The 22760-nt window shown below is 65.6% G+C and carries 22 protein-coding genes; 6 read left to right on the top strand and 16 right to left on the bottom strand.

Annotated features, from left to right (window positions below; genetic code table 11):
• Positions 1 to 31: 31 nt before the first annotated feature.
• Entirely contained in the window at positions 32 to 1051 is a 1020-nt protein-coding gene (locus R5H32_RS08665) for a ribose-phosphate pyrophosphokinase (protein WP_318338294.1), read from the top strand.
• 43 nt (positions 1052 to 1094) lie between these two features.
• On the opposite strand, the gene R5H32_RS08670 is transcribed toward R5H32_RS08665, so the two are convergent.
• From R5H32_RS08670 to R5H32_RS08700, 7 genes are all read right to left on the bottom strand, one after another.
• The gene (locus R5H32_RS08670; protein WP_318338295.1) at positions 1095 to 1364 is read right to left on the bottom strand and encodes an H-type lectin domain-containing protein; all 270 of its coding nucleotides are present in this window, start codon (positions 1362 to 1364) and stop codon (positions 1095 to 1097) included.
• Between the two features lie 256 nt (positions 1365 to 1620).
• Complete coding sequence (locus R5H32_RS08675) at positions 1621 to 2019, bottom strand: F0F1 ATP synthase subunit epsilon (protein ID WP_318338296.1); 399 nt, start codon at positions 2017 to 2019, stop codon at positions 1621 to 1623.
• 9 nt (positions 2020 to 2028) lie between these two features.
• The gene (gene atpD / locus R5H32_RS08680) at positions 2029 to 3471 is read right to left on the bottom strand and encodes a F0F1 ATP synthase subunit beta (RefSeq protein ID WP_318338297.1); all 1443 of its coding nucleotides are present in this window, start codon (positions 3469 to 3471) and stop codon (positions 2029 to 2031) included.
• An 18-nt stretch (positions 3472 to 3489) separates the two neighbouring features.
• Positions 3490 to 4365, bottom strand: coding sequence for a F0F1 ATP synthase subunit gamma (locus R5H32_RS08685; RefSeq protein ID WP_318338298.1), 876 nt, complete (start codon positions 4363 to 4365; stop codon positions 3490 to 3492).
• A 20-nt stretch (positions 4366 to 4385) separates the two neighbouring features.
• Entirely contained in the window at positions 4386 to 5924 is a 1539-nt protein-coding gene (gene atpA, locus R5H32_RS08690; RefSeq protein ID WP_318338299.1) for a F0F1 ATP synthase subunit alpha, read from the bottom strand.
• Positions 5924 to 6484 (bottom strand): F0F1 ATP synthase subunit delta, encoded by a 561-nt coding sequence (locus R5H32_RS08695; RefSeq protein WP_318338643.1) that lies wholly within the window; start codon positions 6482 to 6484, stop codon positions 5924 to 5926. Before R5H32_RS08695 ends, atpA begins: the two co-directional genes overlap by 1 nt.
• 276 nt (positions 6485 to 6760) lie before the next feature.
• Positions 6761 to 7507 carry a class I SAM-dependent methyltransferase gene (locus tag R5H32_RS08700; RefSeq protein ID WP_318338300.1) on the bottom strand — a complete coding sequence of 249 codons (747 nt, stop codon included), beginning with the start codon at positions 7505 to 7507 and terminating at the stop codon, positions 6761 to 6763.
• Between the two features lie 62 nt (positions 7508 to 7569).
• Here R5H32_RS08700 and gloB point away from each other — a divergent pair, with 62 nt between their 5' ends.
• Both gloB and clpA read left to right on the top strand, forming a co-directional pair.
• Entirely contained in the window at positions 7570 to 8337 is a 768-nt protein-coding gene (gene gloB, locus R5H32_RS08705) for a hydroxyacylglutathione hydrolase (RefSeq protein WP_318338301.1), read from the top strand.
• A gap of 204 nt (positions 8338 to 8541) precedes the next feature.
• A complete protein-coding gene (gene clpA / locus R5H32_RS08710) occupies positions 8542 to 10863 on the top strand; it encodes an ATP-dependent Clp protease ATP-binding subunit ClpA (protein WP_318338302.1) in 2322 nt (773 codons plus the stop codon).
• A gap of 186 nt (positions 10864 to 11049) precedes the next feature.
• Here clpA and R5H32_RS08715 read toward each other — a convergent pair whose 3' ends face one another.
• From R5H32_RS08715 to R5H32_RS08730, 4 genes are all read right to left on the bottom strand, one after another.
• A complete protein-coding gene (locus R5H32_RS08715) occupies positions 11050 to 12039 on the bottom strand; it encodes an MBL fold metallo-hydrolase (protein WP_318338303.1) in 990 nt (329 codons plus the stop codon).
• A 161-nt stretch (positions 12040 to 12200) separates the two neighbouring features.
• A complete protein-coding gene (locus tag R5H32_RS08720) occupies positions 12201 to 13868 on the bottom strand; it encodes a peptidoglycan -binding protein (protein ID WP_318338304.1) in 1668 nt (555 codons plus the stop codon).
• A gap of 2 nt (positions 13869 to 13870) precedes the next feature.
• Positions 13871 to 15067, bottom strand: a complete 1197-nt coding sequence (locus R5H32_RS08725; protein ID WP_318338305.1) for a biopolymer transporter ExbB — start codon at positions 15065 to 15067, stop codon at positions 13871 to 13873.
• A gap of 57 nt (positions 15068 to 15124) precedes the next feature.
• Positions 15125 to 15679, bottom strand: coding sequence for a gamma-glutamylcyclotransferase (locus R5H32_RS08730; RefSeq protein WP_318338306.1), 555 nt, complete (start codon positions 15677 to 15679; stop codon positions 15125 to 15127).
• A gap of 69 nt (positions 15680 to 15748) precedes the next feature.
• Here R5H32_RS08730 and R5H32_RS08735 point away from each other — a divergent pair, with 69 nt between their 5' ends.
• Entirely contained in the window at positions 15749 to 16732 is a 984-nt protein-coding gene (locus R5H32_RS08735; RefSeq protein WP_318338307.1) for a DUF2125 domain-containing protein, read from the top strand.
• Position 16733: 1 nt separating this feature from the next.
• Here R5H32_RS08735 and R5H32_RS08740 read toward each other — a convergent pair whose 3' ends face one another.
• The 4 genes from R5H32_RS08740 to R5H32_RS08755 form a co-directional block, all read right to left on the bottom strand.
• Positions 16734 to 17528 (bottom strand): extensin family protein, encoded by a 795-nt coding sequence (locus R5H32_RS08740; RefSeq protein WP_318338308.1) that lies wholly within the window; start codon positions 17526 to 17528, stop codon positions 16734 to 16736.
• On the bottom strand, positions 17525 to 18448 hold the full coding sequence (locus tag R5H32_RS08745) for a prephenate/arogenate dehydrogenase family protein (protein WP_318338309.1): 924 nt from the start codon (positions 18446 to 18448) through the stop codon (positions 17525 to 17527). The genes R5H32_RS08740 and R5H32_RS08745 overlap by 4 nt, the downstream gene beginning before the upstream one ends.
• Positions 18445 to 19530, bottom strand: coding sequence for a histidinol-phosphate transaminase (gene hisC, locus R5H32_RS08750; RefSeq protein WP_318338310.1), 1086 nt, complete (start codon positions 19528 to 19530; stop codon positions 18445 to 18447). Before hisC ends, R5H32_RS08745 begins: the two co-directional genes overlap by 4 nt.
• 147 nt (positions 19531 to 19677) lie before the next feature.
• Positions 19678 to 20589, bottom strand: coding sequence for a LysR family transcriptional regulator (locus tag R5H32_RS08755; RefSeq protein WP_318338644.1), 912 nt, complete (start codon positions 20587 to 20589; stop codon positions 19678 to 19680).
• Positions 20590 to 20666: 77 nt separating this feature from the next.
• Between R5H32_RS08755 and R5H32_RS08760 the strand changes: the two genes are divergently transcribed.
• Entirely contained in the window at positions 20667 to 20960 is a 294-nt protein-coding gene (locus tag R5H32_RS08760; RefSeq protein ID WP_318338311.1) for a DUF1330 domain-containing protein, read from the top strand.
• 198 nt (positions 20961 to 21158) lie between these two features.
• The gene (locus R5H32_RS08765; RefSeq protein ID WP_318338312.1) at positions 21159 to 21716 is read left to right on the top strand and encodes a hypothetical protein; all 558 of its coding nucleotides are present in this window, start codon (positions 21159 to 21161) and stop codon (positions 21714 to 21716) included.
• A 380-nt stretch (positions 21717 to 22096) separates the two neighbouring features.
• Here R5H32_RS08765 and R5H32_RS08770 read toward each other — a convergent pair whose 3' ends face one another.
• The gene (locus tag R5H32_RS08770; protein ID WP_318338313.1) at positions 22097 to 22510 is read right to left on the bottom strand and encodes an LCCL domain-containing protein; all 414 of its coding nucleotides are present in this window, start codon (positions 22508 to 22510) and stop codon (positions 22097 to 22099) included.
• Positions 22511 to 22760: the final 250 nt, after the last annotated feature.

Consider the following 22760-nt stretch of genomic DNA (forward strand, 5'->3'; position numbering starts at 1 on the left):
CCGGTTTTTCGGCCAACGACAAGGACCCGCCATGCCCTCCATGACCGAACCGAAACTGATCGCCGGCAATTCGAACCGTACGCTCTCCAACGCCATCGCCCGGCGGATGTCGATGCACCGGGGCATGAGCGTCGGGCTCGTCGATGCCCGAGTCGAGCGCTTCAACGACCAGGAAATCTTCGTCGAGGTCTTCGAGAACGTCCGTGGCGAGGACATGTACATCATCCAATCGACGTCGAACCCGGCCAACGACAACCTGATGGAACTCCTGATCATGGCCGACGCGCTGCGCCGCTCCTCGGCCGACCGGATCACCGCCGTGATCCCCTATTTCGGCTATGCCCGCCAGGACCGCCGCGCCAAGGCGCGGACACCGATCTCGGCCAAGCTCGTCGCCAACCTCCTGACCGAGGCAGGCGTCGACCGGGTGCTGACGATGGACCTGCACGCCGCGCAGATCCAGGGCTTCTTCGACATTCCGGTCGACAACCTCTATGCCTCGCCGATCTTCGCGCTCGACATCGAGCATCATTTCAAGGGCAAGCTCGACAAGGTCACCGTGGTGTCGCCCGACGTCGGCGGCGTCGCCCGCGCCCGCGAACTTGCCCAGCGGATCGGCTGCGGACTGGCCATCGTCGACAAGCGGCGCGTCAAGGCCGGCGAGATCGCCGAGATGACCGTGATCGGCGACGTGGCAGGTCAGACCTGCATCATCGTCGACGACATCTGCGACACCGCCGGCACGCTCTGCAAGGCCGCCGAAGTGCTCATCCAGGGCGGCGCGAGCGAGGTCCATTCCTACATCACCCATGGCGTGCTGTCCGGCCCCGCGGTCGAGCGCGTCACCAATTCCGTGATGAAGAGCCTCGTCATCACCGATTCCATCGAACCGACCGAGGCGGTCCGCAAGGCAAAGAACATACGCATCGTGCCGACGGCGCCGCTCTTCGCCCAGGCGATCATGAACATCTGGTCGGGAACCTCGGTCTCGTCGCTCTTCGACGCGGAGACGCTCGGGCCAATCTACGAAGGCATGTATTCGCGCGGCTGACCCAAGGGCCGGCACAATACCGCCGGATGGCGTGCGACGGGCGTCAGGTGACGTCCCAGGCGTCAGGATCGGGAAGCTCGCCGATTGCAAGCCAGTCGGCGCGGATCCGGGCGATCCGCGTGTCGCCCCAGGTGCGGAATACGACCTCGAACCCGCCGGGCTGGATCTGGCCCGTGGAGATGTCCGCTCGCGGATTCGTCATCTGATCCATGTCCCACATGGACATGGAGATGTGGACCACCGGTTTTGATCTGAATTTCTCGGAAAACTCGACCTGCCGGCGCGTCTCGCGCGCACCGCTTCCGGTCCACATCTGTCCGCCTTCTTCGAAATCCGAAAACAATAGAACGGAGCCGCGTTCTACCCCCACCAAACGACCGTTAAACCGCAGCATCTACGACCCCAAATTTGCTGCCATCGTAGCTAGTGAACCTTGGTAGACAATAGTTAAATTGGTTCTGACGCAAGCACATCGGCCCGTTTGCGAACAGTGATCAGATAATTCGCCGACTTTCCAAAAAAAGGGCGGCCCGAAGGCCGCCCCGATTATCTTGTCCTGCATCCGGACCTCAGAGCCCGAGCGCCGCCTTCAGAGCCTGAAGGTCTGCGACCAGCTTGTTCGCGGCGTCCTTGCCCTCGGCCGGGGCCTCGGCGACCTCGGCCGTCGCATCTGCAATGAGCGCGTCCATGTCGGACGCCTTCACCTCGGCTTTCGGCATCGCACGCTCGGCCAGAACCGAGGCGCCCGCTGCCGAAATCTCAGCGAAGCCGCCGATGACGGCATAGTCGTTCATGCCTTCGACGGTGACGACAGTGAGAATGCCGGGACGCAGCGTCGTGATCAGCGGCGAATGGTCGGGCATTGCCGTCAGGTCGCCATCGGCGCCCGGAATGCGAACCTCGCGGGCCTGAACGGAGGCGAGCCGCCGTTCAGGGCTGACGAGGTCGAACTGCATCGTGTCGGCCATCTCGCCCCCTTACGCCGCTTCCGCGGCCAGACGCTGCGCCTTGGCTTTCACTTCCTCGATGTCGCCGACCATGTAGAAGGCGGCTTCGGGCAGGTGGTCGTACTCGCCGGCGACGACGGCCTTGAACGAGGCGATCGTCTTGTCGAGCGGCACCTGGACGCCGTCCGAGCCGGTGAAGACCTTCGCCACGTCGAAGGGCTGGCTGAGGAAACGCTGGATCTTCCGGGCACGGGCCACGGTCAGCTTGTCCTCTTCCGAAAGCTCGTCCATGCCGAGGATGGCGATGATGTCCTGCAGCGACTTGTAGCGCTGGAGGATACCCTGGACTTCACGGGCGACGTTGTAGTGCTCTTCGCCGACGACCGAGGGATCGAGGATCCGGCTCGTGGAGTCGAGCGGGTCAACGGCCGGGTAGATGCCGAGCTCCGAGATGGCGCGCGACAGAACCGTGGTGGCGTCGAGGTGGGCGAACGAAGTCGCCGGTGCCGGGTCGGTAAGGTCGTCGGCCGGAACGTAGATGGCCTGCACCGAGGTGATCGAACCCGCCTTGGTCGAGGTGATGCGTTCCTGCATCGCGCCCATGTCGGTGGCGAGCGTCGGCTGGTAGCCCACGGCCGAAGGAATACGGCCGAGAAGGGCCGACACTTCCGAACCCGCCTGGGTGAAGCGGAAGATGTTGTCGACGAAGAACAGAACGTCCGTGCCCGACTGGTCGCGGAACTGCTCGGCCAGCGTCAGACCCGAGAGGGCGACGCGCATGCGGGCCCCCGGCGGCTCGTTCATCTGGCCGTAGACAAGGGCCACTTTGGATTTCTCCAGATCGTCCGGGACGATAACGCCCGACTCGATCATCTCGTGGTAGAGGTCGTTGCCCTCGCGGGTCCGTTCGCCGACGCCGGCGAAGACCGAGAAGCCCGAGTGCACCTTGGCGATGTTGTTGATCAGTTCCATGATCAGAACCGTCTTGCCCACGCCGGCGCCGCCGAAGAGGCCGATCTTGCCGCCCTTGGAGTAGGGCGCCAGAAGGTCGATGACCTTGATGCCGGTGACGAGGATTTCCGACGAGGTCGACTGTGCCGAGAATTCCGGCGCCGGCTGGTGGATCGGCCGGGTTTCCTTGGCCTTGACCGGACCCTTTTCGTCCACCGGCTCACCGATGACGTTGAGGATGCGGCCGAGCGTTGGGTTGCCGACGGGAACCGAGATCGGCTCGCCGAGGTCGGTCACGGCGGCGCCGCGGACAAGACCTTCGGTCGCATCCATGGCGACGGTGCGGACCGTGTTCTCACCGAGGTGCTGGGCAACCTCGAGAACCAGACGCTTGCCGTTGTTGTCGGTTTCGAGCGCGTTCAGAATCGCCGGGAGGTGATCGTCGAACTGCACGTCCACGACGGCGCCGATGACCTGCGTCACCCGGCCCGCTGCGGCAGCTGCTTTCGGTGCTTTTGCCATCTAGTTTCTCCGGTTTCGTCAGAGCGCCTCGGCGCCCGAAATGATTTCGATGAGTTCCTTGGTGATCGCGGCCTGACGCGAGCGGTTGTACTCGATGGTCAGCCGGTCGATCATGTCGCCCGCGTTGCGGGTGGCGTTGTCCATCGCGCTCATCCGTGCGCCCTGTTCCGAGGCCGCGTTCTCCAGAAGCGCGGTGAAGACCTGGGTGGCCACGCCGCGCGGCAGAAGATCGGCGAGGATCTCCTCTTCCGAAGGCTCGTAGTCGTAGAGCGTCGAGACGCCCTCGTCCGCGTCGGCGTCGAACTTCGCGGGGATCACCTGCTGCTCGGTCGGGATCTGGGAGATCACCGACTGGAAGCGGTTGAAGAAGATCGTGGCGACGTCGAACTCACCGTGGTCGAAGCGGTGGATCAGGTCACGGGCGATGCCTTGCGCGTTGTCGTAGCCCATCTTCTTGACGTCGGAGAGATCGACATGGGCGACGAAGTGCTTCGCAAGATCCCGCTTGAGCTGCTCGCGGCCCTTCTTGCCGACGGTCAGGATCTTCACCGTCTTGCCCTGCTTCAGAAGATCGTTCGCCTTCATGCGGGCAAGCCGCACGATGGTCGAGTTGAAGCCGCCGCAAAGGCCGCGCTCGGCGGTCATCACCACCAGCAGATGGGTCTGATCCGCGCCGGTTCCGGCCAGAAGCCGGGGCGCCGCGTCAGAGCCGCCGACCGAGGCGGCGAGCGAAGACATGACCGCATTCATCCGCTCGGCATAGGGCCGGGCGGATTCTGCGGCCTCTTGGGCGCGGCGGAGCTTGGCCGCCGCGACCATCTGCATGGCCTTGGTGATCTTCCGCGTCGATTTGACGCTTCCGATCCGGTTCTTAAGGTCCTTAAGGCTGGGCATATCCCTGTCCCTCCCCTCGCTTAAGCGAAGGTCTTGGCGAACTCGGCGATCGCGGCCCGGATCTTGTCCTCGGCTTCACCCTTGATCTTCGGGTCTTCCTTGGTGATCCAGTCCAGAAGGTCCTTGCGGTTGGTGCGCAGATACTTGAGCAGATCCGCCTCGAACCGGCCGACGTCCTTGACCGGAAGCTTGTCGAGGAAGCCCTTGGTGCCGGCGAAGATGACGCAGACGATTTCCGCGTTGGTCAGCGGCGAGTACTGCGGCTGCTTCATCAGCTCGGTCAGGCGCGCGCCCCGGTTCAGGAGCTTCTGGGTCGCGGCATCGAGGTCGGAGCCGAACTGCGCGAAGGCCGCCATCTCGCGGTACTGCGCCAATTCAAGCTTGACCGGGCCGGCGACCGACTTCATGGCGTTGGTCTGGGCCGAGGAGCCGACGCGCGACACCGACAGACCGGTGTTCACGGCCGGACGGATGCCCTGGTAGAAGAGTTCCGTCTCAAGGAAGATCTGGCCGTCGGTGATCGAGATCACGTTGGTCGGAATGAAGGCCGACACGTCGCCGCCCTGGGTCTCGATGATCGGCAGGGCGGTCAGCGAGCCCGCGCCATTGTCCTCGTTCAGCTTGGCCGAACGCTCGAGAAGGCGGGAGTGCAGGTAGAAGACGTCGCCCGGATAGGCTTCACGCCCGGGCGGACGGCGAAGCAGCAGCGACATCTGACGGTAGGCCACGGCCTGCTTGGAGAGGTCATCGTAGATGATCAGCGCGTGGCGGCCATTGTCGCGGAAGTATTCCGCGATAGCGGTCGCCGAGTAGGGCGCGAGGAACTGCATCGGCGCCGGGTCCGAAGCGGTCGCGGCGACAACGATCGAGTAGTTGATCGCGCCGGTCTCTTCCAGCTTCTTCACCAGCTGGGCGACGGTCGAACGCTTCTGGCCGATGGCGACGTAGACGCAGTAGAGCTTCTTGCTCTCATCGTCGCCGGCAGCGTCGTTGTAGGATTTCTGGTTCAGGATCGTGTCGAGCGCGATGGCGGTCTTGCCGGTCTGGCGGTCGCCGATGATCAGTTCGCGCTGGCCCCGGCCTACCGGGATCATGGCGTCGACCGACTTGAGGCCGGTCGCCATCGGCTCGTGCACCGATTTTCGCGGGATGATGCCCGGCGCCTTCACATCGGCCACGGAACGCGTCTTGGCTTTGATCGGGCCCTTGCCGTCGATCGGGTTACCGAGGCCGTCGACCACCCGGCCGAGAAGCTCGTCACCGACCGGCACGTCCACGATGGACTTGGTGCGCTTGACGGTATCGCCTTCCTTGATGTCCTGGTCGGAGCCGAAGATGACGACGCCGACGTTGTCGACTTCGAGGTTCAGCGCCATGCCGCGGATGCCGCCCGGAAACTCGACCATCTCACCGGCCTGGACGTTGTCTAGGCCGTGGACGCGGGCAATACCGTCGCCGACCGACAGCACCCGGCCGACTTCGGCCACCGCTGCTTCCTGACCGAAGTTCTTGATCTGCTCCTTAAGGATCGCAGAGATCTCGGCTGCCTGGATTCCCATTATCCGACCTCTTTCATAGCATTCTGGAGGGAAGCGAGCTTCGAGCGGATCGACGTGTCGATCATCTTCGAGCCCACTTTGACGATAAGTCCGCCGACGAGGCTCTCATCGACGGTGGTGTTGAGCTTGACGGTCTTGCCGACAGTCTTCTTGAGCGTTGCGGCGAGCTTTTCGGCCTGCGCTTTGGTCAACGCTGCGGCAGCGGTGACCTCGGCGGTCACTTCGCCCTTTTCTTCCGCGATCATGTCGCGCAGGGCGGCCAGAAGCTGCGGCAGAACGAACAGACGGCGGTTCGAAGCCATCAGGCCGAGCGTATTGGCGAGTGTCGCCGAGAGGCCCATCTTCGCGGCAAGAGCGCCGACCGAATTGGCCTGCTCCTCGCGCGAATAGACCGGGGAAGCGATCAGCGTCCGCAGATCCGCGCTTTCCGCCAGCGCGGCGCCGAGCGCGTCCACATCCCCTTCGAGCGCCTTGAGGCCATCGGCCTCCCTGGCGAGTTCAAACACGGCCGTCGCATAGCGACCGGCGATCCCTGCGGAAATCGAAGCTGGTTCGGACACGTCCACCCTTCCGATTGTTCTGTCCCATCGCCTCTTTGTTCTGATCGGTTCAGAGGCCACCTCTGGCATGCACAGACGCGCACAGCCGAAGTTCGGCGCGGGTGTATCAGAGGCTTTCGGGCCTCGCAACCGCCTTGACGAACTTATTGGAACCTCGAAAGACAAGTCATTTCAAATACTTCGACCCACCAGGGGAAACTGTTGCTTTTTCGCAGCGCGTAGTTTGGGCGGTAACAGTTGAATTGTGGAGCAGAATCCCGCGCGAGGGGGTCCGAGTCAGGCCGGTTCGGCCGCGGGTTTCGGCAGCGCATCGAGCACTTTGAGCGGTCTTTTCACCGCCGTCGCGAGGCCGGGACGCTGCGGCGCATGAACCTGTTTCGAAACCTCCAGCAAGAGCACGCCGCCCGCCAGGACCGATGACACGCGGTGGCCGAAGCGCTCCCACATCGGCGCGGTGCGCAGCCAGAAACGGCGCGAACTCGGCGGCGCGAAAAGCGCGGACTGCTGGCGTTCGGCCGCGAAGCTGTGGCGGCGAAGCTGGCCGTCGAGCTGGCTCATCGAGTAGGGCCGGCCGAAGCCGAACGGGGTCCGGTCGGACCGCGACCAGAGGCCGGAGCGGTTAGGAACGATGAACAGCGCCCTGCCGCCGGGACCGAGCACGCGCCAGCACTCGTCGAGCAGCGCCGTCGGATTCTCCGATGTCTCGAGGCCGTGCAACAGCACGAGCCTGTCGACCATCCCGGTTTCGAGCGGCCATTGCGTCTCCTCGCATAGAACCGAGACGTTCTCCATCCCGGCGGGCCAGGGCATGACTCCCTGCGGTCCGGGCATCAGCCCGATCACGCGCCGCGCCTCCGCGAGATAGGGGCGCAGCAGAGGCGCGGCGAACCCGAATCCGGCCACCGTCTGCCCCTTGGCGGGCGGCCAGAGCGCGACGACCTGATCGCGAACGGCCTTCTGGGCAACGCGCCCGAGTTGGGTGCGGTAGTAGAAATTCCTCAGGTCGAGAACGTCGAGATGCATTGCGCCCGTCGCTTCCATCGGCAAAAGTCTGTGGAAGCATACGGAAACATACACGAAACACCATGCCCCTGGAAATCGTCACCGTTCCCTGCCTGAGCGACAATTACGCTTACCTCGCGCATGATCTCGCAACGGGCGCGACCGCCGTCGTGGACGTCCCCGAAGCCGCACCGATCCTGAACGTCCTGTCCGCGCGGGGCTGGCGGGCAAGCCACATCCTGATCACCCACCACCACGGCGATCATATCGACGGCGTCCCCGCGCTCGCCGCTGCGACCGGAGCCCGCGTCATCGGCGCCGCGGCCGACGCCCACCGGCTGCCGCCGCTCGACGAGGCGATCAATCCGGGCGACACCGTTCGCATCGGCATGGACAGGGGCGAGGTGATCGACGTCTCCGGCCATACGGTCGGCCATGTCGCCTATCATTTCCCGGATTCCGGGGTCGTGTTCACCGGAGACAGCCTCATGGCGCTCGGCTGCGGACGACTGTTCGAGGGAACAGCGTCACAGATGTGGGACAGCCTCTCCCGGCTTGCCGCCCTGCCTCCGGAAACGCTGGTCTGTTCGGGGCACGAGTATACTCAGTCGAATGCCCGCTTCGCCCTGACGATCGAACCGGGGAATCCTGCTCTGGCGGCACGGGCGAAATCGGTGGATGCCGCACGCGCCGATGGGCTTGCGACCGTCCCGTCGACCCTCGCCGAGGAGCTTGCGACGAACCCGTTCCTGCGCGCGCGTGTTGCCGAGGTGAAGGCCGCGCTGGGAATGTCCGGCGCGGCTGACGCCGACGTGTTCGCCGAGATCCGCTCACGCAAGGACCGGTTCTGACCTGTCACATTTCCAAACCGATTTTGCACGAATCGGTCACGAAAGACCGAAAATCGTTCAAATTTTGCGTCACTGATCGAGCATTGGGATAAATCGGCAAGAAAACACTTGAAGCCGCCCGAATTCCACCGAACTTTAATAGTATGAGGCGAAAGTATGGGCTGACCCTCGGGTCACCCTGCTTGATGGGAAAGGAGCACGAACGTGCCGTCATTTTCGAACACGCTCGAACAGGCGATCCACGCGGCGCTGGCCTTGGCCAATGCGCGGCGCCATGAACTTGCAACTCTCGAACATCTGCTCCTGGCCTTGATCGACGAGCCGGACGCGGCGAAGGTGATGCGCGCCTGTTCCGTCGACATCGAGGAATTGCGCAAGACGCTCGTGGATTTCATCGACGACGACCTGTCGACGCTCGTGACCGACGTGGACGGGTCGGAAGCCGTCCCTACGGCCGCGTTCCAGCGGGTGATCCAGCGGGCCGCAATCCATGTCCAGTCCTCGGGCCGGACGGAGGTCACCGGCGCCAACGTTCTCGTCGCGATTTTCGCTGAACGGGAATCGAACGCCGCGTATTTCCTGCAGGAACAGGACATGACCCGGTACGATGCGGTGAACTTCATCGCGCATGGCGTTGCCAAGGATCCCTCCTTCGGCGAAACGCGGCCGGTCACCGGCGCCCAGGAGCAAGAGGAACATCAAGCCGCCCAGGCGGACGGAGAGGCCAAGGAATCGGCGCTGTCGAAATTCTGCATCGACCTCAATGCGAAGTCGAAGAAGGGCGATGTCGACCCGCTCATCGGCCGCGAGGCCGAGATCGAGCGCTGCATCCAGGTCTTGTGCCGCCGGCGGAAGAACAACCCCCTTCTGGTAGGAGAGCCCGGTGTCGGCAAGACCGCGATCGCAGAGGGCCTCGCGCTCAAGATCACGCGCGGCGAGACCCCCGAGGTGCTTGAAGGCGCCACGATCTTCTCGCTCGACATGGGCGCGCTGCTTGCCGGCACCCGCTATCGCGGCGACTTCGAGGAACGTCTCAAGGCTGTCGTCAAGGAGCTCGAGGATCATCCCGACGCGATCCTCTTCATCGACGAGATCCATACCGTGATCGGCGCCGGCGCGACGTCGGGCGGGGCCATGGACGCTTCGAACCTTCTCAAGCCCGCGCTTCAGGGCGGGCGGCTGCGTTGCATGGGCTCCACCACTTACAAGGAGTTCCGCCAGCATTTCGAGAAAGACCGCGCGCTCAGCCGTCGGTTCCAGAAGATCGACGTTAACGAGCCGACGGTGGAAGACGCGGTCAAGATCCTGATGGGCCTAAAGCCCTATTTCGAGAAGCACCACGACCTGCGCTATACCCATGACGCGATCAAGGCCGCGGTCGAACTTTCAGCCCGCTACATCCATGACCGCAAGCTGCCCGACAAGGCGATCGACGTGATCGACGAGGCCGGCGCGGCGCAGCACCTGGTGGCGGAATCGAAACGCCGCAAGACCATCGGCCCGAAAGAGATCGAGGCCGTCGTCGCCAAGATCGCCCGGATCCCGCCGAAGAATGTGTCGAAGGACGATGCCGAGGTGCTGAAGGATCTGGAGAAGACGCTGAAGCGCGTGGTCTTCGGCCAGGACAAGGCGATCGAGGCGCTCTCTTCCGCGATCAAGCTGGCCCGCGCGGGTCTGCGCGAGCCGGAAAAGCCGATCGGCAACTACCTCTTCGCCGGCCCGACCGGTGTCGGCAAGACCGAGGTCGCCAAGCAGCTCGCCGATACGCTCGGCGTCGAGCTTCTGCGCTTCGACATGTCCGAGTACATGGAAAAGCACGCCGTCTCTCGGCTGATCGGCGCGCCGCCGGGCTATGTCGGATTCGATCAGGGCGGTCTCCTGACCGACGGCGTCGACCAGCACCCGCATTGCGTCCTGCTGCTCGACGAGATCGAGAAGGCGCATCCGGACGTGTTCAACATCCTCCTGCAGGTGATGGACCACGGCAAGCTCACCGACCACAACGGCCGTCAGGTCGATTTCCGCAACGTGGTGCTGATCATGACCTCGAACGCGGGTGCGGCCGAGCTTGCCAAGTCCGCGATCGGCTTCGGCCGTGACCGGCGCGAGGGCGAGGATACCGCCGCGATCGAACGCACGTTCACGCCCGAGTTCCGCAACCGGCTCGACGCGGTGATCTCCTTCTCGGCTCTGCCGCGCGAAGTGATCCTGCAGGTGGTGGACAAGTTCGTCCTGCAACTCGAAGCACAGCTGATGGATCGCCATGTCCATATCGAACTGTCACCGGAGGCGGCCAACTGGATCGCCGAGAAGGGCTACGACGACCGGATGGGCGCAAGGCCATTGGCCCGCGTGATCCAGGAGCACATCAAGAAGCCGCTCGCGGAGGAGCTCTTGTTCGGCAAGCTCACGAAGGGTGGCGTCGTGCATGTGAAGGTACGCGATGGCGCGATCGTCCTCGAGATCGAGGAACCTCAGAAAGCGCGGATCGCCGGCTCGAAACCGCCGCTTCTGACGGCCGATTGAGTCTGCGCGATTTAACCTGGTGGACCCGGCCGACACCTTTCCGGTGCCGGCCGCGTTTCGTTGAAACGCCCGCGGCGGCACGTTCGTCCCGGCCTTTCGCGGAACACGAACGGGTGGCTCCACTCGGTCAGGCGCTGCAAGTACCGGGTCTTGAGTGCGGCAGACAGTGCAAGCGCTCCGTCTGGATCAGCCGGTCGCATAAGCGGTCAGCGCCTCGGCGGCGAGTGCTGCCGCTCTATCTGCGTACCGGGCGGAGTGATGAAACGGCGTGAGTCCGGCCACGCCGGCTGCCCGCGCGATTTCTCCGGCCGCCCGCGCCGTCAAATGGCGCGTCGCGGTCGCGAAAGCGCGGTCCGCGTCGGGAAAGACTGCTTCGATGAAGAGGTGATCCGCGCCACCGGCAAGTTCCATGATAAGGGCGCGATTATCCGCGGTATCGGCGACGTCTGTGACATAGGCGAAATGCTGACCCTTCTCGGACCGAAAAACCCGCGCGCGCAAAAGGCCGAGCGAGACCTCCCCGGCTCCGGGCACCGAAATCCGGTGACGGTCGGGCAATCCGTCGCGCATCGCCCGCTTGGCGATGTCGATCCACGGGCCGACTGGAAGCCCCATCTCGTCGAGCGCGTTTCGCCAGACGTTCACGCGGATGCGCTGCCGGAACGCGAAGCCCAGCGACGGGATGCCGTGGTCGAACGCGAGCGAGCGGACCTCGAACTCCGGCTCGCTCAGCACGAGGCCGTCGCCCAGCTCCGGGACCGGCACATCGCACCTAAGGAAGCGACGGCGGGCGTGAAACTCGGCTGCCTCCACGATCCGCCCCCCGTCGAAAGCCTGAACGGATAGGCGGAAGTCGACCGATGTTTCGTCAAGCAGGTTCCAGGTATAGGAGCCGAGACGACTTTCCATCTGGTCGACGAACCCGGCCGGCCCGAGAAACTGGAGCGGCTGCGGCCGGTGAAGGCGCAGGCGAAAAAGTCGCTCAAGACCGGCAATGTGGTCCATATGCGCGTGGCTGACAAAGACATGCGACACCCGGATCAGTTCTCGTGGCGAGAGTGGCGTGGTGTCGCCAAGATCGAAGAGCATCGCCCGGCGACCGAAGCGGAAGTCGAGATAGAGGCCGGGATCCCCACAAGGGTCGTTGATCAGCCGGGGTTGGACGAGAAGGCCCATCGGTCACGCTCTCCGGTACGGCGCGCCGAGAGCACCGATCCTGTTCCTGCAGGGCGTCATGATGGCACGAAGGGTCGAGTTGCTCCAATCCGCTGGTTCCAGCGGTCTCCGGCGTGACATTGAGGCGCAGGCTCAGGGAGCGTCCGGAACGCCCGAACCGCTCACCGCTCGGTCAGCTTGAGCTCGATCCGCCGGTTCTGCGCCCGCGCCTCGGGCGTGTCGCCCTCGGCCACCGGGTGGTACTCGCCGAAACCCGCCGCGACGAGGCGCTCGGGCGGGAAGCCCAGCTGGCCCTGCAAGAAGCGCACGACCGAAAGCGCCCGCCCTTGACTGAGTTCCCAGTTGTCGCGGAACTGGCCGAAGCCGGAGAGCGGCAGGTTGTCCGTGTGCCCATCGACGCGAATGATCCAGTCGATTTCGGACGGGATCGCGACCGCGAGCTCCTGCAGCGTCGTCGCGACATTGGCGATCTGGCTGCGCCCCTCGGCGGCGAGATCGGCCGAGCCGGGTTCGAACAGGACTTCTGCGGAAAAGACGAACCGGTCACCGACGACGCGGACGCCCTCCCGGCCGGCAAGCACCTGCGAGAGCCGCGCGAAGAACTCCGACCGGTAACGGGCAAGCTCCTTCGTTTCCTCCTTCAGCGCCTTGGCCTCGGCCTCGAGACGCTTCCGCTCGGCCTCCTCCAGATCGGCCCGGCGGCGCTGCTCGCTTGCCACCTGGGCGAGCGCCGAATTCAGCCGCGTACCGAGCGCCTCGATCTGCACCTTGGCCTCGGCGTCGCGGGCCGCGGAGGCGTCGAGAAGGTTCTGCAGCCCGCCCAGTTGACTGCGCAGCGCCAGAACCTGCTCGTTCAGCAAAGCGACCTTGCGCGCGGCTTCGGCCGAGGCCGCGCGTTCCTCAGCCAATGCCGCATTCGCTGTCGCAAGCAGCGCCTTGTGGCGGTCCGCCTCGCTGAGCGTTTCCTCAGCCTGCCCGGCAGCCGCTTCCCGCGCGGCACGGGCCGCGGCCAGAAGCATCAGGGTCTCCTCGGCGCGGCGGCGCTGCTCCTCAAGCGCGAGCGTCATCGCGGTCAGCTCGTCCTCGGCCCCCTTCAGCTTTTCGCGCAGCGCGGCGGCGGCGGCAGCTTCCGTGAGGCGCGTGGCCTCCGCTTCGCTCAGTTGCTCCGCTGTCGCGTTCTGTTTCGCCCTCAGGTCATCGACCAGCGCCTCCAGCGCATAGCGCCGGGCCGCGGCAAGGCGCGCGGCCTCGGCTTTCTCGTCGACCTCGGCCCGAGCCGCCGCGACTGCGAGGTTGAGCGCCTCCTGCGCCGATTTCAGTTCGTCGCGCTCGGCGATCAGGGCATCGGCCGCACCGCGGGCCGTGTCGCGCTCGGCCGTCATTGCCGCGGCCTGGCCACGAGCCGCATCGCGCTCGGCAAGCAGGCTGGCGACCTGCGCCTCGAAATCGGTGACCTTCGCCTGCGCGGCGCTTAGTTCCGCCGCCCGCCCCTCAAGTTCGGAGGTGAGCGTCGCGATCAGCGAAGACTGGCGGTCGGCGTCGGCGCGGGCGGCGGCGATATCGGCATTAAGGCCCGAGACCTCGCCCTCGAGCTCGGACGCGCGCGCGCGTTCCAGACCGAGCGCTTCGGCGAGGCCGGCGACCTGCTCGTTGAGCGCGGCCAGCTCGTCGCCCTGGGTGTCGATCGTCTCGCGCAAGGTGAACTGCACGATCATGAAGATCGTCAGGACGAACATCAGCACCATCAGGAGCGCGGTCATCGCGTCAACGAAGCCCGGCCAGATATTGGCCGAGAACCGTTGACCGTTGCGCCCCTTGGCGAGTGCCATCCCTAGCCCTTCCGCACCGGGTCGGGCCGGCCGAGTGCGCGGACCGCGCGGGTGAGCTGCGCGATGTCCCCGCGCAGATCGGCCATGCTTTCCTGCCGCCCGGCCGCGACCTCCTCGAGCAGCCGCAGAAGCTGCACATCGATGGAGCGCAGCCGCATCCGGCTTTCCGCGTCATCTCCGCCGTCGTTGCCGGCGGCGACCGGGCCGTTGCGCTCGATCAGGCTGGCGACGCGGTCCTGGCCGTCGGCGATGCGCGCGAGCACCGCGGACGCGCCTGCCTCCGCCTCTAACCGATGGGTCAGGTTTCCGACCGCCGCGATCAGGCTTTCGAGCCGCTCGTTCACCGCGGCCCGGCCGGCATCCGATTGCTGGAGAATCGCCTGCAGCGTCTCAACCTGCCCGGCCATGTGATCGAGAACGCCGGCGACCGCGTCACCGTCGGGCGCGGCATCGCCGTCGCCGCCCGCGAAGGACAGGCGGGTGAAGGATGTCAGCCATTCCTCCAGCTCGCGGTAGAAGCGGTTCTGGCCGTGACCTGCGAAAAGCTCCAGCAGCCCCACGACGAGCGATCCGGCAAGGCCGAGTAGCGAGGACGAGAAGGCCGTTCCCATGCCGCCGAGCTGCTTTTCGAGCCCGCCCATGAGCTTGTCGAAGACCTGCATCCCGGTCTCGCCCTCCTGGGGCGCCAGCGCGCGGATCGTGTCGACAACGGCAGGTACGGTGATCGCGAGGCCGTAGAACGTTCCGAGCAGCCCAAGGAAGATCAGCAGGCTCGTGAGGTAGCGCGTGATGTCGCGCGCCTCTTCGATGCGGGTCGAGACCGATTCAAGGATCGAGCCCGCCGAGGTCGAGGAGATCTGGCCGCCGCGCCGGCCGCGGGATCGCAGAAGGGCGGCGAGCGGCGCCAGCATGCTGGGCGCGATCGTCATCTCGTGACCGGGCTGCTGCGCGGCGAACCCCTCGATCCAGCTCACCGACCTCACGAGCTGGGCGACCTGCCAGAAGCAGGTCAGCACACCGAAGACGAAGACCCCAAGGATCAGGCCGTTCAGCCAGAGGTTGGCGCTGAAGATCGAAATGATCGGGCCATAGGCGACATAGGCGCCCGCGCCGACAAGGACCGATACCAGAAGCATCATCGCAATCTGGCGCACCGGCTGTGAGAAGAACGGCTCGGCCGAGCGCATGGATTTTGCCATCAGGATCGCGACCCTTGTCCTTTCAGTTTCTTGGACAATAGGCGGGGCCGTCGCGGCTCACAAGCCGTTAGAGGCGGCGTCCGCCGTCAGCGACCGCACCCGCTCCGATAGCCAGTCGAGATCGGGGTCGGCAATACCGAGTTCGTGCAGATGCTCGGCGGTGTTCCAGAGATATTCGGTGTTCGGCCCGCGTCCGCCCCGCGCCGTGGCGATGATGCCGGCCTGCTCCTCGAGCCCGAGGCCGCCGCAGTACTGGACGTGGTCGGGGTCGATCACGTAGGTCACGGCCTCCAGGCTGCGGCCGTCGCGCAGCGCGATCGGCAGGGTCCTTTCCAGATAGGCGGAGGAGATCAGCTCGCGCTCGCGCAGGTAGTCGAGGGTCTCGGCGGCCCGCGCCGCCTCGACCGAATAGGCGACGCCGTTGCAGCACGCCCCCCCGGCAGCGTCGAGCGCGAGCACGAGGCCGGGGTGGTCCGAGGTGCCGCGATGATGGATCGAGCGCATGCAGAACGAGCGGTGCCAGCCCTCGAGCCGGGCAAGGGTACGTTCCCGATACTCGAAACCCGGCTCCCACATGAGCGATCCGTAACCGAAGACCCACAAAGAATTCATGCCAACCTTCTGGTTCTTGCCCCTGCCCCCTTATAAACAGCATCCGGAACGGTCAGGAAAGGCCCCCTCATGCGCGTAGTGATCTGGCTGGTGGCGGCCTTCGCCGCTTTCTACGGCGGCTACTGGGTCGTCGGGTCGCGCGCACTTCTCGACGGGACCGAGGCGGCACTTGCCGAGATGCGTGCGGCGGGGCTCGCCGATTTCGGCGCGGTCGATCTATCCGGCTTCCCGTCGCGGTTCGACCTCACTGTGAGCACACCGGAGCTTATGAGCGCCGACGGGCGCCTGCACTGGTCGGCGCCCGAGATCAATCTCCACGCCCTGTCCTACAAGCCGCACCATATCGTCGCGCTCTTGCCGGCGACGCAGGACATCCGCATTGACCGCGAGGCTTTTAAACTCGATTCCAAGGACCTCAAGGCCAGCGCGGTATTCGGGATCGCGACCGATCTGCCGCTCATCCGGGCGCAGACGGTTGGCACCGAAATGTCCCTGACCTCCGATCACGGCTGGGGCGCCGCTGCGACCGAGGCGCGGCTCGCGGTCCGGCGCGGCACGGCGGAGACCGAACAGGAACTCGGCGTCGAGCTTTTCGGCCTGTCGCTTTCCGGTCTGCCGGCCCGCCTGATCGAAGCCACCGGGGCGCTCCCGGCCAAGGGTGAGCATGTCCGGCTCGACGCCAAGCTCCGGCTTGACCGGCCGCTCGACCGCTTTGCCCAGGTCGAGGGTATCGCGGTTACCGGGGCGGAAATCCGGTCGGCCGAGCTTGAGTGGGGACCGCTCCGGGTCACCGGACAGGGCGCGGTCGAGCGTCTCGCCGGCGGCACGCCGGATGGCCGCATTGACCTGTCGATCAAGAACTGGCGCGCGGCGCTGCCGCTTCTCACCAGGCTCGGCCTGATCCGCGAGGAACTGGCGCCCACGGTGGAAAGCGCGTTCGAGCAACTGGCGCTCGCCGGTGGCGACGCTGAGACGCTGAGCCTGCCGCTCACCTTCAGCAATGGCCGGGTGAGCCTCGGGCCGATCCCGCTTGGCGCCGCGCCGCGGTTCTAGCTCAACGGCAATAGGGCCCGCGGCCGCGCGCGGTATCGAGATGAAGGTGGTCGTGGTGGTGGCGGTCCGATCCCGGCCCCAGCACTGTATTGAACGGCCCGCAGGCGGAGCGGCGCATCGAGGCGAGCACCTTGCCGTAGCGTTTCGATCCCCAGCCGTTCTCGACCGTGATCGCGGTGCCGTCGGCCAGCAGGATCGCCGAGATATCGACCGCCCGGCCGCGCCCGTGCTCGGAGACCTTCGCGCCCCTCTGGTTGTTGCGGCCCCGGCAGGTGTAGCTGCCCGCGACCTGCAGCGCCGCGACGCCGCCCCCGGTTCCCTCCAGCGCCGGCTTCACGCCCGTCTCGACCCAGGTCTTCAGCGCCGACGCCGTCGCGCAGTCGACCGAGGCCGGCTGGCTGAGCGCGACGCCCGCGACCGAAACGAGGCTCAAGCCCTTCTCCAACCCGCAGCCTTTGACCTTCGAGAGGATCGGCGGGATCGTCTTGCCCTTGAGCGCGGGATCGCCGCAGAGCGCGCCCTTGCGGCCTATCGTGGCCTCGGGCGCGGGCTGGCTGCGGAACACCACCTTCTCGACCTGCGGCTCGGTGGCGAGCCCGCGGGGTCGTTTCTCGGGGCGCGCGGAAGCCGCCGGGGCGAAGGCGCTGGCGGCGGCGACCATTACCACGGCCTCGACGGCGAGACCGGGGCGGGCAGCCGGGCGCGGCGACTGCGCGGGCGGGTTGGCCAGCGCCGTCGTCGCGGCAAGGAAGAAAGCCAGCGCAATGCCGGTGCGGTTGAACCGGGGCGCGCTCATTTTTCCTCCATCGCGGCGCGGCCGAAGTCTGGCGCGGCGGTGTCCTGGCCGGCCTCGATGATGCTGCGACGGATCGCGCGGGTGCGGGTGAAATAGTCGAAAAGCTGGTCGCCGTCGCCCATCCGGATCGCGCGCTGGAGCATGAACAGCTCCTCGGTGAAGCGGCCGAGAATGTCGAGCGTCGCTTCCTTGTTGGTCAGGAACACGTCGCGCCACATAGTCGGGTCGGAGGCCGCGATGCGGGTGAAGTCGCGAAAGCCGGCGGCGGAATACTTGATGATCTCGCTTTCGGTCACGCGCCGCAGGTGGTCGGCCACGCCGACCATCGTGTAGGCGATGAGATGCGGCGTGTGGCTGGTAACGGCGAGCACCAGGTCGTGGTGGACCGCGTCCATCTCCTCGACGTTCGAGCCCATCCCTTCCCAGAGTGCGCGGAGCCGCGCCACGGCCTCGGGCGCGGCGTCGCCGGGAATGATCAGGCACCAGCGGTTCTGGAACAGGGTGGCGAACCCCGAGCGCGGACCGGAATGCTCGGTCCCGGCAAGGGGATGGCCGGGGACGAAGCTCACATGGGCGGGCAGGTGCGGCGCGACTGCCTCGATCACCGCCTGCTTCACCGAACCGACATCGGTGACCGTGGCGCCCGGCTTCAGATGCGGGCCGATCTCGGCCGCCACCGCGCCCATCGCGCCGACCGGCACCGCGAGAACCACGAGGTCGGCCCCCTCGGCCGCTTCGGCGGCGGTCGCGAAGACCTCGTCGCAAAAGCCAAGTTCCAGTGCGGCGGCGCGGGTCGCCTCGGTCTTGGCGTGGCCCGTAATGCTCCGCGCGAGGCCCCATTTCTTCATCGCGTGGCCCATCGACGAGGCGATGAGGCCGAGCCCGATCAGGGCGACGCGGTCATAGATCGGGGCGCTCATTTCTGCCCCTTGAACTGGCCGATCGCATGGGCGACGCGGCGGCACGAGGCCTCGTCGCCGATGGTGATCCTGAGGCAATGCGGCAGGCCGTAACCGGCGACGCGGCGCACGATCAGGCCCTGCGTTTGCAGGAACTCGTCGCAGGCGCCCGCCTCGGCCTCGCTGGCGAAGCGGGCGAGGACGAAGTTCGCGGTCGAAGTATCCGACGGCACGCCCTTCTCGGCCAGCGCCTCGGCAAGCCAGGCGCGGAGCCGGGTGTTTTCCTCGCGGCACCGCTCCACATGGTCGCGGTCGCGCACCGCAGCCTCGGCGGCCTCGAGCTGCGCGGTCGAGAGGTTGAACGGGCCGCGGATCCGGTTCAGCACGTCGATGATCGCCTGCGGACCGTAGCCCCAGCCGATCCTGAGGCCGCCGAGCCCGTAGATCTTCGAAAACGTGCGCGTCATGAAGACATTCGCGCGCTCCGTCGCCAGTGCCGCGCCGCCGTCGTAGCCCTCGACGTATTCCGCATAGGCGCCGTCGAGAACGAGGATTGCCTGTTTCGGCAGGCCGCTCGCGAGCCGCTCGATCTCGGGCAGGCCGATCATGGTGCCGGTCGGGTTGTTCGGGTTGGCGATGAAGACAAGCTTGGTGCGACGGTTGCAGGCCGCGAGAATCGCGTCGACATCGGTCGTGCGGTCCCGCTCCTTCACCGCCACCGGAGTCGCCCCCGCCGCCATCGCCGAGATCCGGTACATGAGGAAGCCGTGCTCGGTGAAGACGACCTCGTCCTTCGGCCCGGCATAGGCCTGGCAGAGGAAGTGGATGATTTCGTCCGAACCCACGCCGCAGATGATCCGCGACGGGTCGAGCCCGTGGGTCTCGCCGATCGCGCGGCGCAGGCTCGCATGATCGGTGTTCGGGTAGCGGTGGAGCTTGTGGACCGCGCGCTGGAACGCCTCCCTGGCCTTGTCAGAGGGGCCGAAGGGGTTTTCATTCGACGAGAGCTTCACCGCATCGGTGACCCCGGCCACATGCGCCGCGCCGCCCTCGTAGAGAGCGATATCCATGATCCCCGGCTGCGGACGGATGTGGTCGGTCATCTCGGGCCTCTGCGCAATGTCGGCGCTTTCTAGCGGCCCGCCGGTCGCAAGACCAGCGGGATATTGCCGCAACCCCGGCAGGTGGTGTCAAGTGGCAACGCCAAATAGGACGGACGGTCGGGAGCGACCGGGCAAGGACCGAAAGCGTCAGCCGGGCGTCGAACCGCCCAGCCGTCCCTCGAACGCGGCGCGGTTGGCGAGGAGCGCCCTCGTCACCATGTCGACGAAGGCGCGGACCCGCGCGGCGTGGCGCACCTCGGGATGCATCAGAACCCAGATCCCGATTCCGCGCGGCACGAAGGCGCCAGAGAGCCGGGAGAGGCCCGGATCGCGGTCCGCCCAGTAGCAGGGCAGCGCCGAGATTCCTGCCCCCTCGCGCACCATCGCGCTAAGCGCCACGAGGCCGTCGACCTCGTGCACGATCCGTGCCGACGGAAAGGTATCGAGGATCACCCGCGCGTTGCCCGCATCATCGGCCCAGCCGATCCAGTCGAGCCGGTCGGGCCGGGGCAGATCCGGCGCGCCCGCCTGCCGTGACGTCGCGCCGTAAACCGCGAGGGCAAAGTCGCAAAGCCGGCGCCCCACCAAGGGCGGCGGCGGGCTCTCGGACACCCGGATCGCCACGTCGGCCTCGCTGCGCATCAGGTCGAGCGGTCGCATAGACGCCTGAAGGGTAAGGGCAAGCCCTGGATGCTCGCGGCAGAAGCGGGCGAAATGCGGCGCGAGGAAGCGGTCGATCATCATCTCGACGCAGGTCACGCGGAGGACGCCGCCAAGCTGAGCGTCACGCCCCTCGACCTGGCGCAAAACGGCACCGATCTCTGCCGCGATCGGCTCCGCGGCCTGCGCGAGGTCGCGGCCCACCGGGGTCAGGAGATGTCCGGTCGCATGGCGCGTCACCAGGAGCGTGCCGAGCCGGCGTTCAAGCGCGGCCAGCCGGCGCGACACCGTCGACTGGTTCACCCCGAGTTCCTTCGCGGCGGCGGAGAACGAGGCCGCGCGCGCGACGGTCAGAAAGAAGCGCAGATCGTCCCAATGCATCGCCATGCATTCTTGCATGTCCACGATGCGAAATCACCCCGGCCGACGACGGCGAGGCAGGCCTATACTGGAGCAAACGCAGAGGAGGACCGGCCATGAGCACCTACATGATCGCGCAGATCGACATCCGCGACCCTTCGGAATACCAGAAATACCTCGACGGGTTCCTGCCGGTCTTCGAGCGGCACGGCGGGAAGCTCCTTGTGACGTCGCGGGCCGAAACCGAGGTTCTGGAAGGATCGTGGGCGCATCCGCGCACCGTGGTGATGGCGTTTCCCGACGCGGCGCGGGCGCGCGCATGGTACGCGGATCCCGACTACCACCGCCTCAAGGCACACCGGCTGGCGTCGGCAGAGGCGAACCTCGTCCTGGTAGAGGGGATCGGTTGACTTCGGCTCGGTCAAGACCCGAGCAGTTGCAAACGGACATTCCACGACATCGGTCTGATCGGCGGCGCGAGGAAAGATGACGTTCGCATGAGACGCCGCCATTGCATCTTCCCGTGCAAAGCATGATGCTTTGGGCCTCCTGAACCGAATTAGAAAGCCAATCCAACTTCGCACAATATACCAGGGAGAATGTGCCCAATGCGCTTTAGTCTCGTCGCTGGAACAATCGCTGCCCTTCTCGCCTTCCCTTCCTATTCGCAATCGACTGACAGCGCCGAGCGGTCGGACACGATCACGATGAAGGGCAGGATCGAGGCGGTCGACGCCGAAACACGTCAGGTCACGATTACCGGTGAAGACGGTGAATCCACGGTTTTTGAAGCCGGAGACAACGTTGCGAACTTCGATCAGATTGAAGTGGGTGACCAGGTGACCCTTGAATATGCAGGAGGTGTTGCACTCGCCATGGCCGATCCCGCCGACGATGGGGCGCCGGAAATGGTGATTTCGGAGGCCCGTGCCGCGCTCGGAGACAAGCCTGGGGCAGCTACGGTCGAGATTGTGACTTTCGTCGTCGAGGTGGTGAGTTACGACAGCGAAAACCAGATGGCGACGGTCATTTTCCCCGAAGGCGACGAACGCACCTTGCCGGTGGACGACAGGATGGTGGAATTCGCCAAGTCTCGGCAGCCAGGCGATCGGGTGCTTGTCGTAGTTGGACAATCGGTAGCGGTGGCTGTCACGCCTAGCGAGTAATTCCGCGGGGAATGTCGCTCAGCAAAGCCCGAGGTTTCCGAATGATTGTGCGCGCCATCGCGTAGCGACGCGATGGCGGCTCCCGTCACCGCGCGGGCGCGCGCATGCTACGCGGCTCCGGACTCCGCCGCCTCAAGAAGAACCGGTTCGCCTCGGCCGAGGCGAACCTTGGTCTGGTCGAAGCAATCGGCTGAGCGCTGCCCGACAGGGCACGGACGCCTCGCACCGGGCTGAAGGAAATCGACATTCAACCAATTCGGCTCGGCCCGCCGTGCCGGACATTGTTGCGATGAGTTCTGCGGCATCAGACTTGGACGGCCGACCTCGGCGTGAACCGTGCGATGGTCAAGACAGGATTTCGAGTCCGAGCATGGCCGCGCCTAGTTTTTGACAGGCTCGACATCGAAGGTGTTGAATTTGCTTGAGCTCCAATCCTCACTGTAAACACCGTTGGCCAGCGTACCCTTGAAGCTCGATTGTGGAGGTCTGGGAATTACGCGCACAGGTCCGCCTTCGAGCGTCGTCACTCCCGCGTGAACCGCGGCGATGCAGATGTTGCTGACGGAATCGTATGGACCACTTCCATACAACTTCACGGTACCCTCTATTTGTCGAATTTCCGGGGTACACAGGCACTCGATTGGATCTCCCGGCGGTTCCCCAAGTACTCTGATGCGGGCCGGGCATTCTGGAAACTCGGCGCGCACATCCGAGCTTTCTGAACTGCTTTGTGCATTGGTCGACGCAGGACCTGCAATCAATATGGCTGCGTAGAGAATTGTAAATCGGTTCATCGATCGATCCTCCCTTGTAGCAGGTCCTTTATTACCAGAAGCTCCCGGATATTTCGAACGACGCGGGTGTCAGAACCGAACTCGCGGCGAACGTCGATCTCCTTGAAGGAACCGGCTGAACTTGGCCGACAGGCCCCTGCGCCCGGCATTGATGGGCAGGACAAAAGATGCCCGGATATGGGCTGGCCTGCGAGGCGGGCTTTCCGGACATGAGCCGAGTGTCTCTGCGTGCTCGACAGTTGGCGATCCC

The sequence above is a fragment of the Defluviimonas sp. D31 genome, assembly GCF_033436765.1.
Classification (GTDB): Bacteria; Pseudomonadota; Alphaproteobacteria; order Rhodobacterales; family Rhodobacteraceae; genus Albidovulum.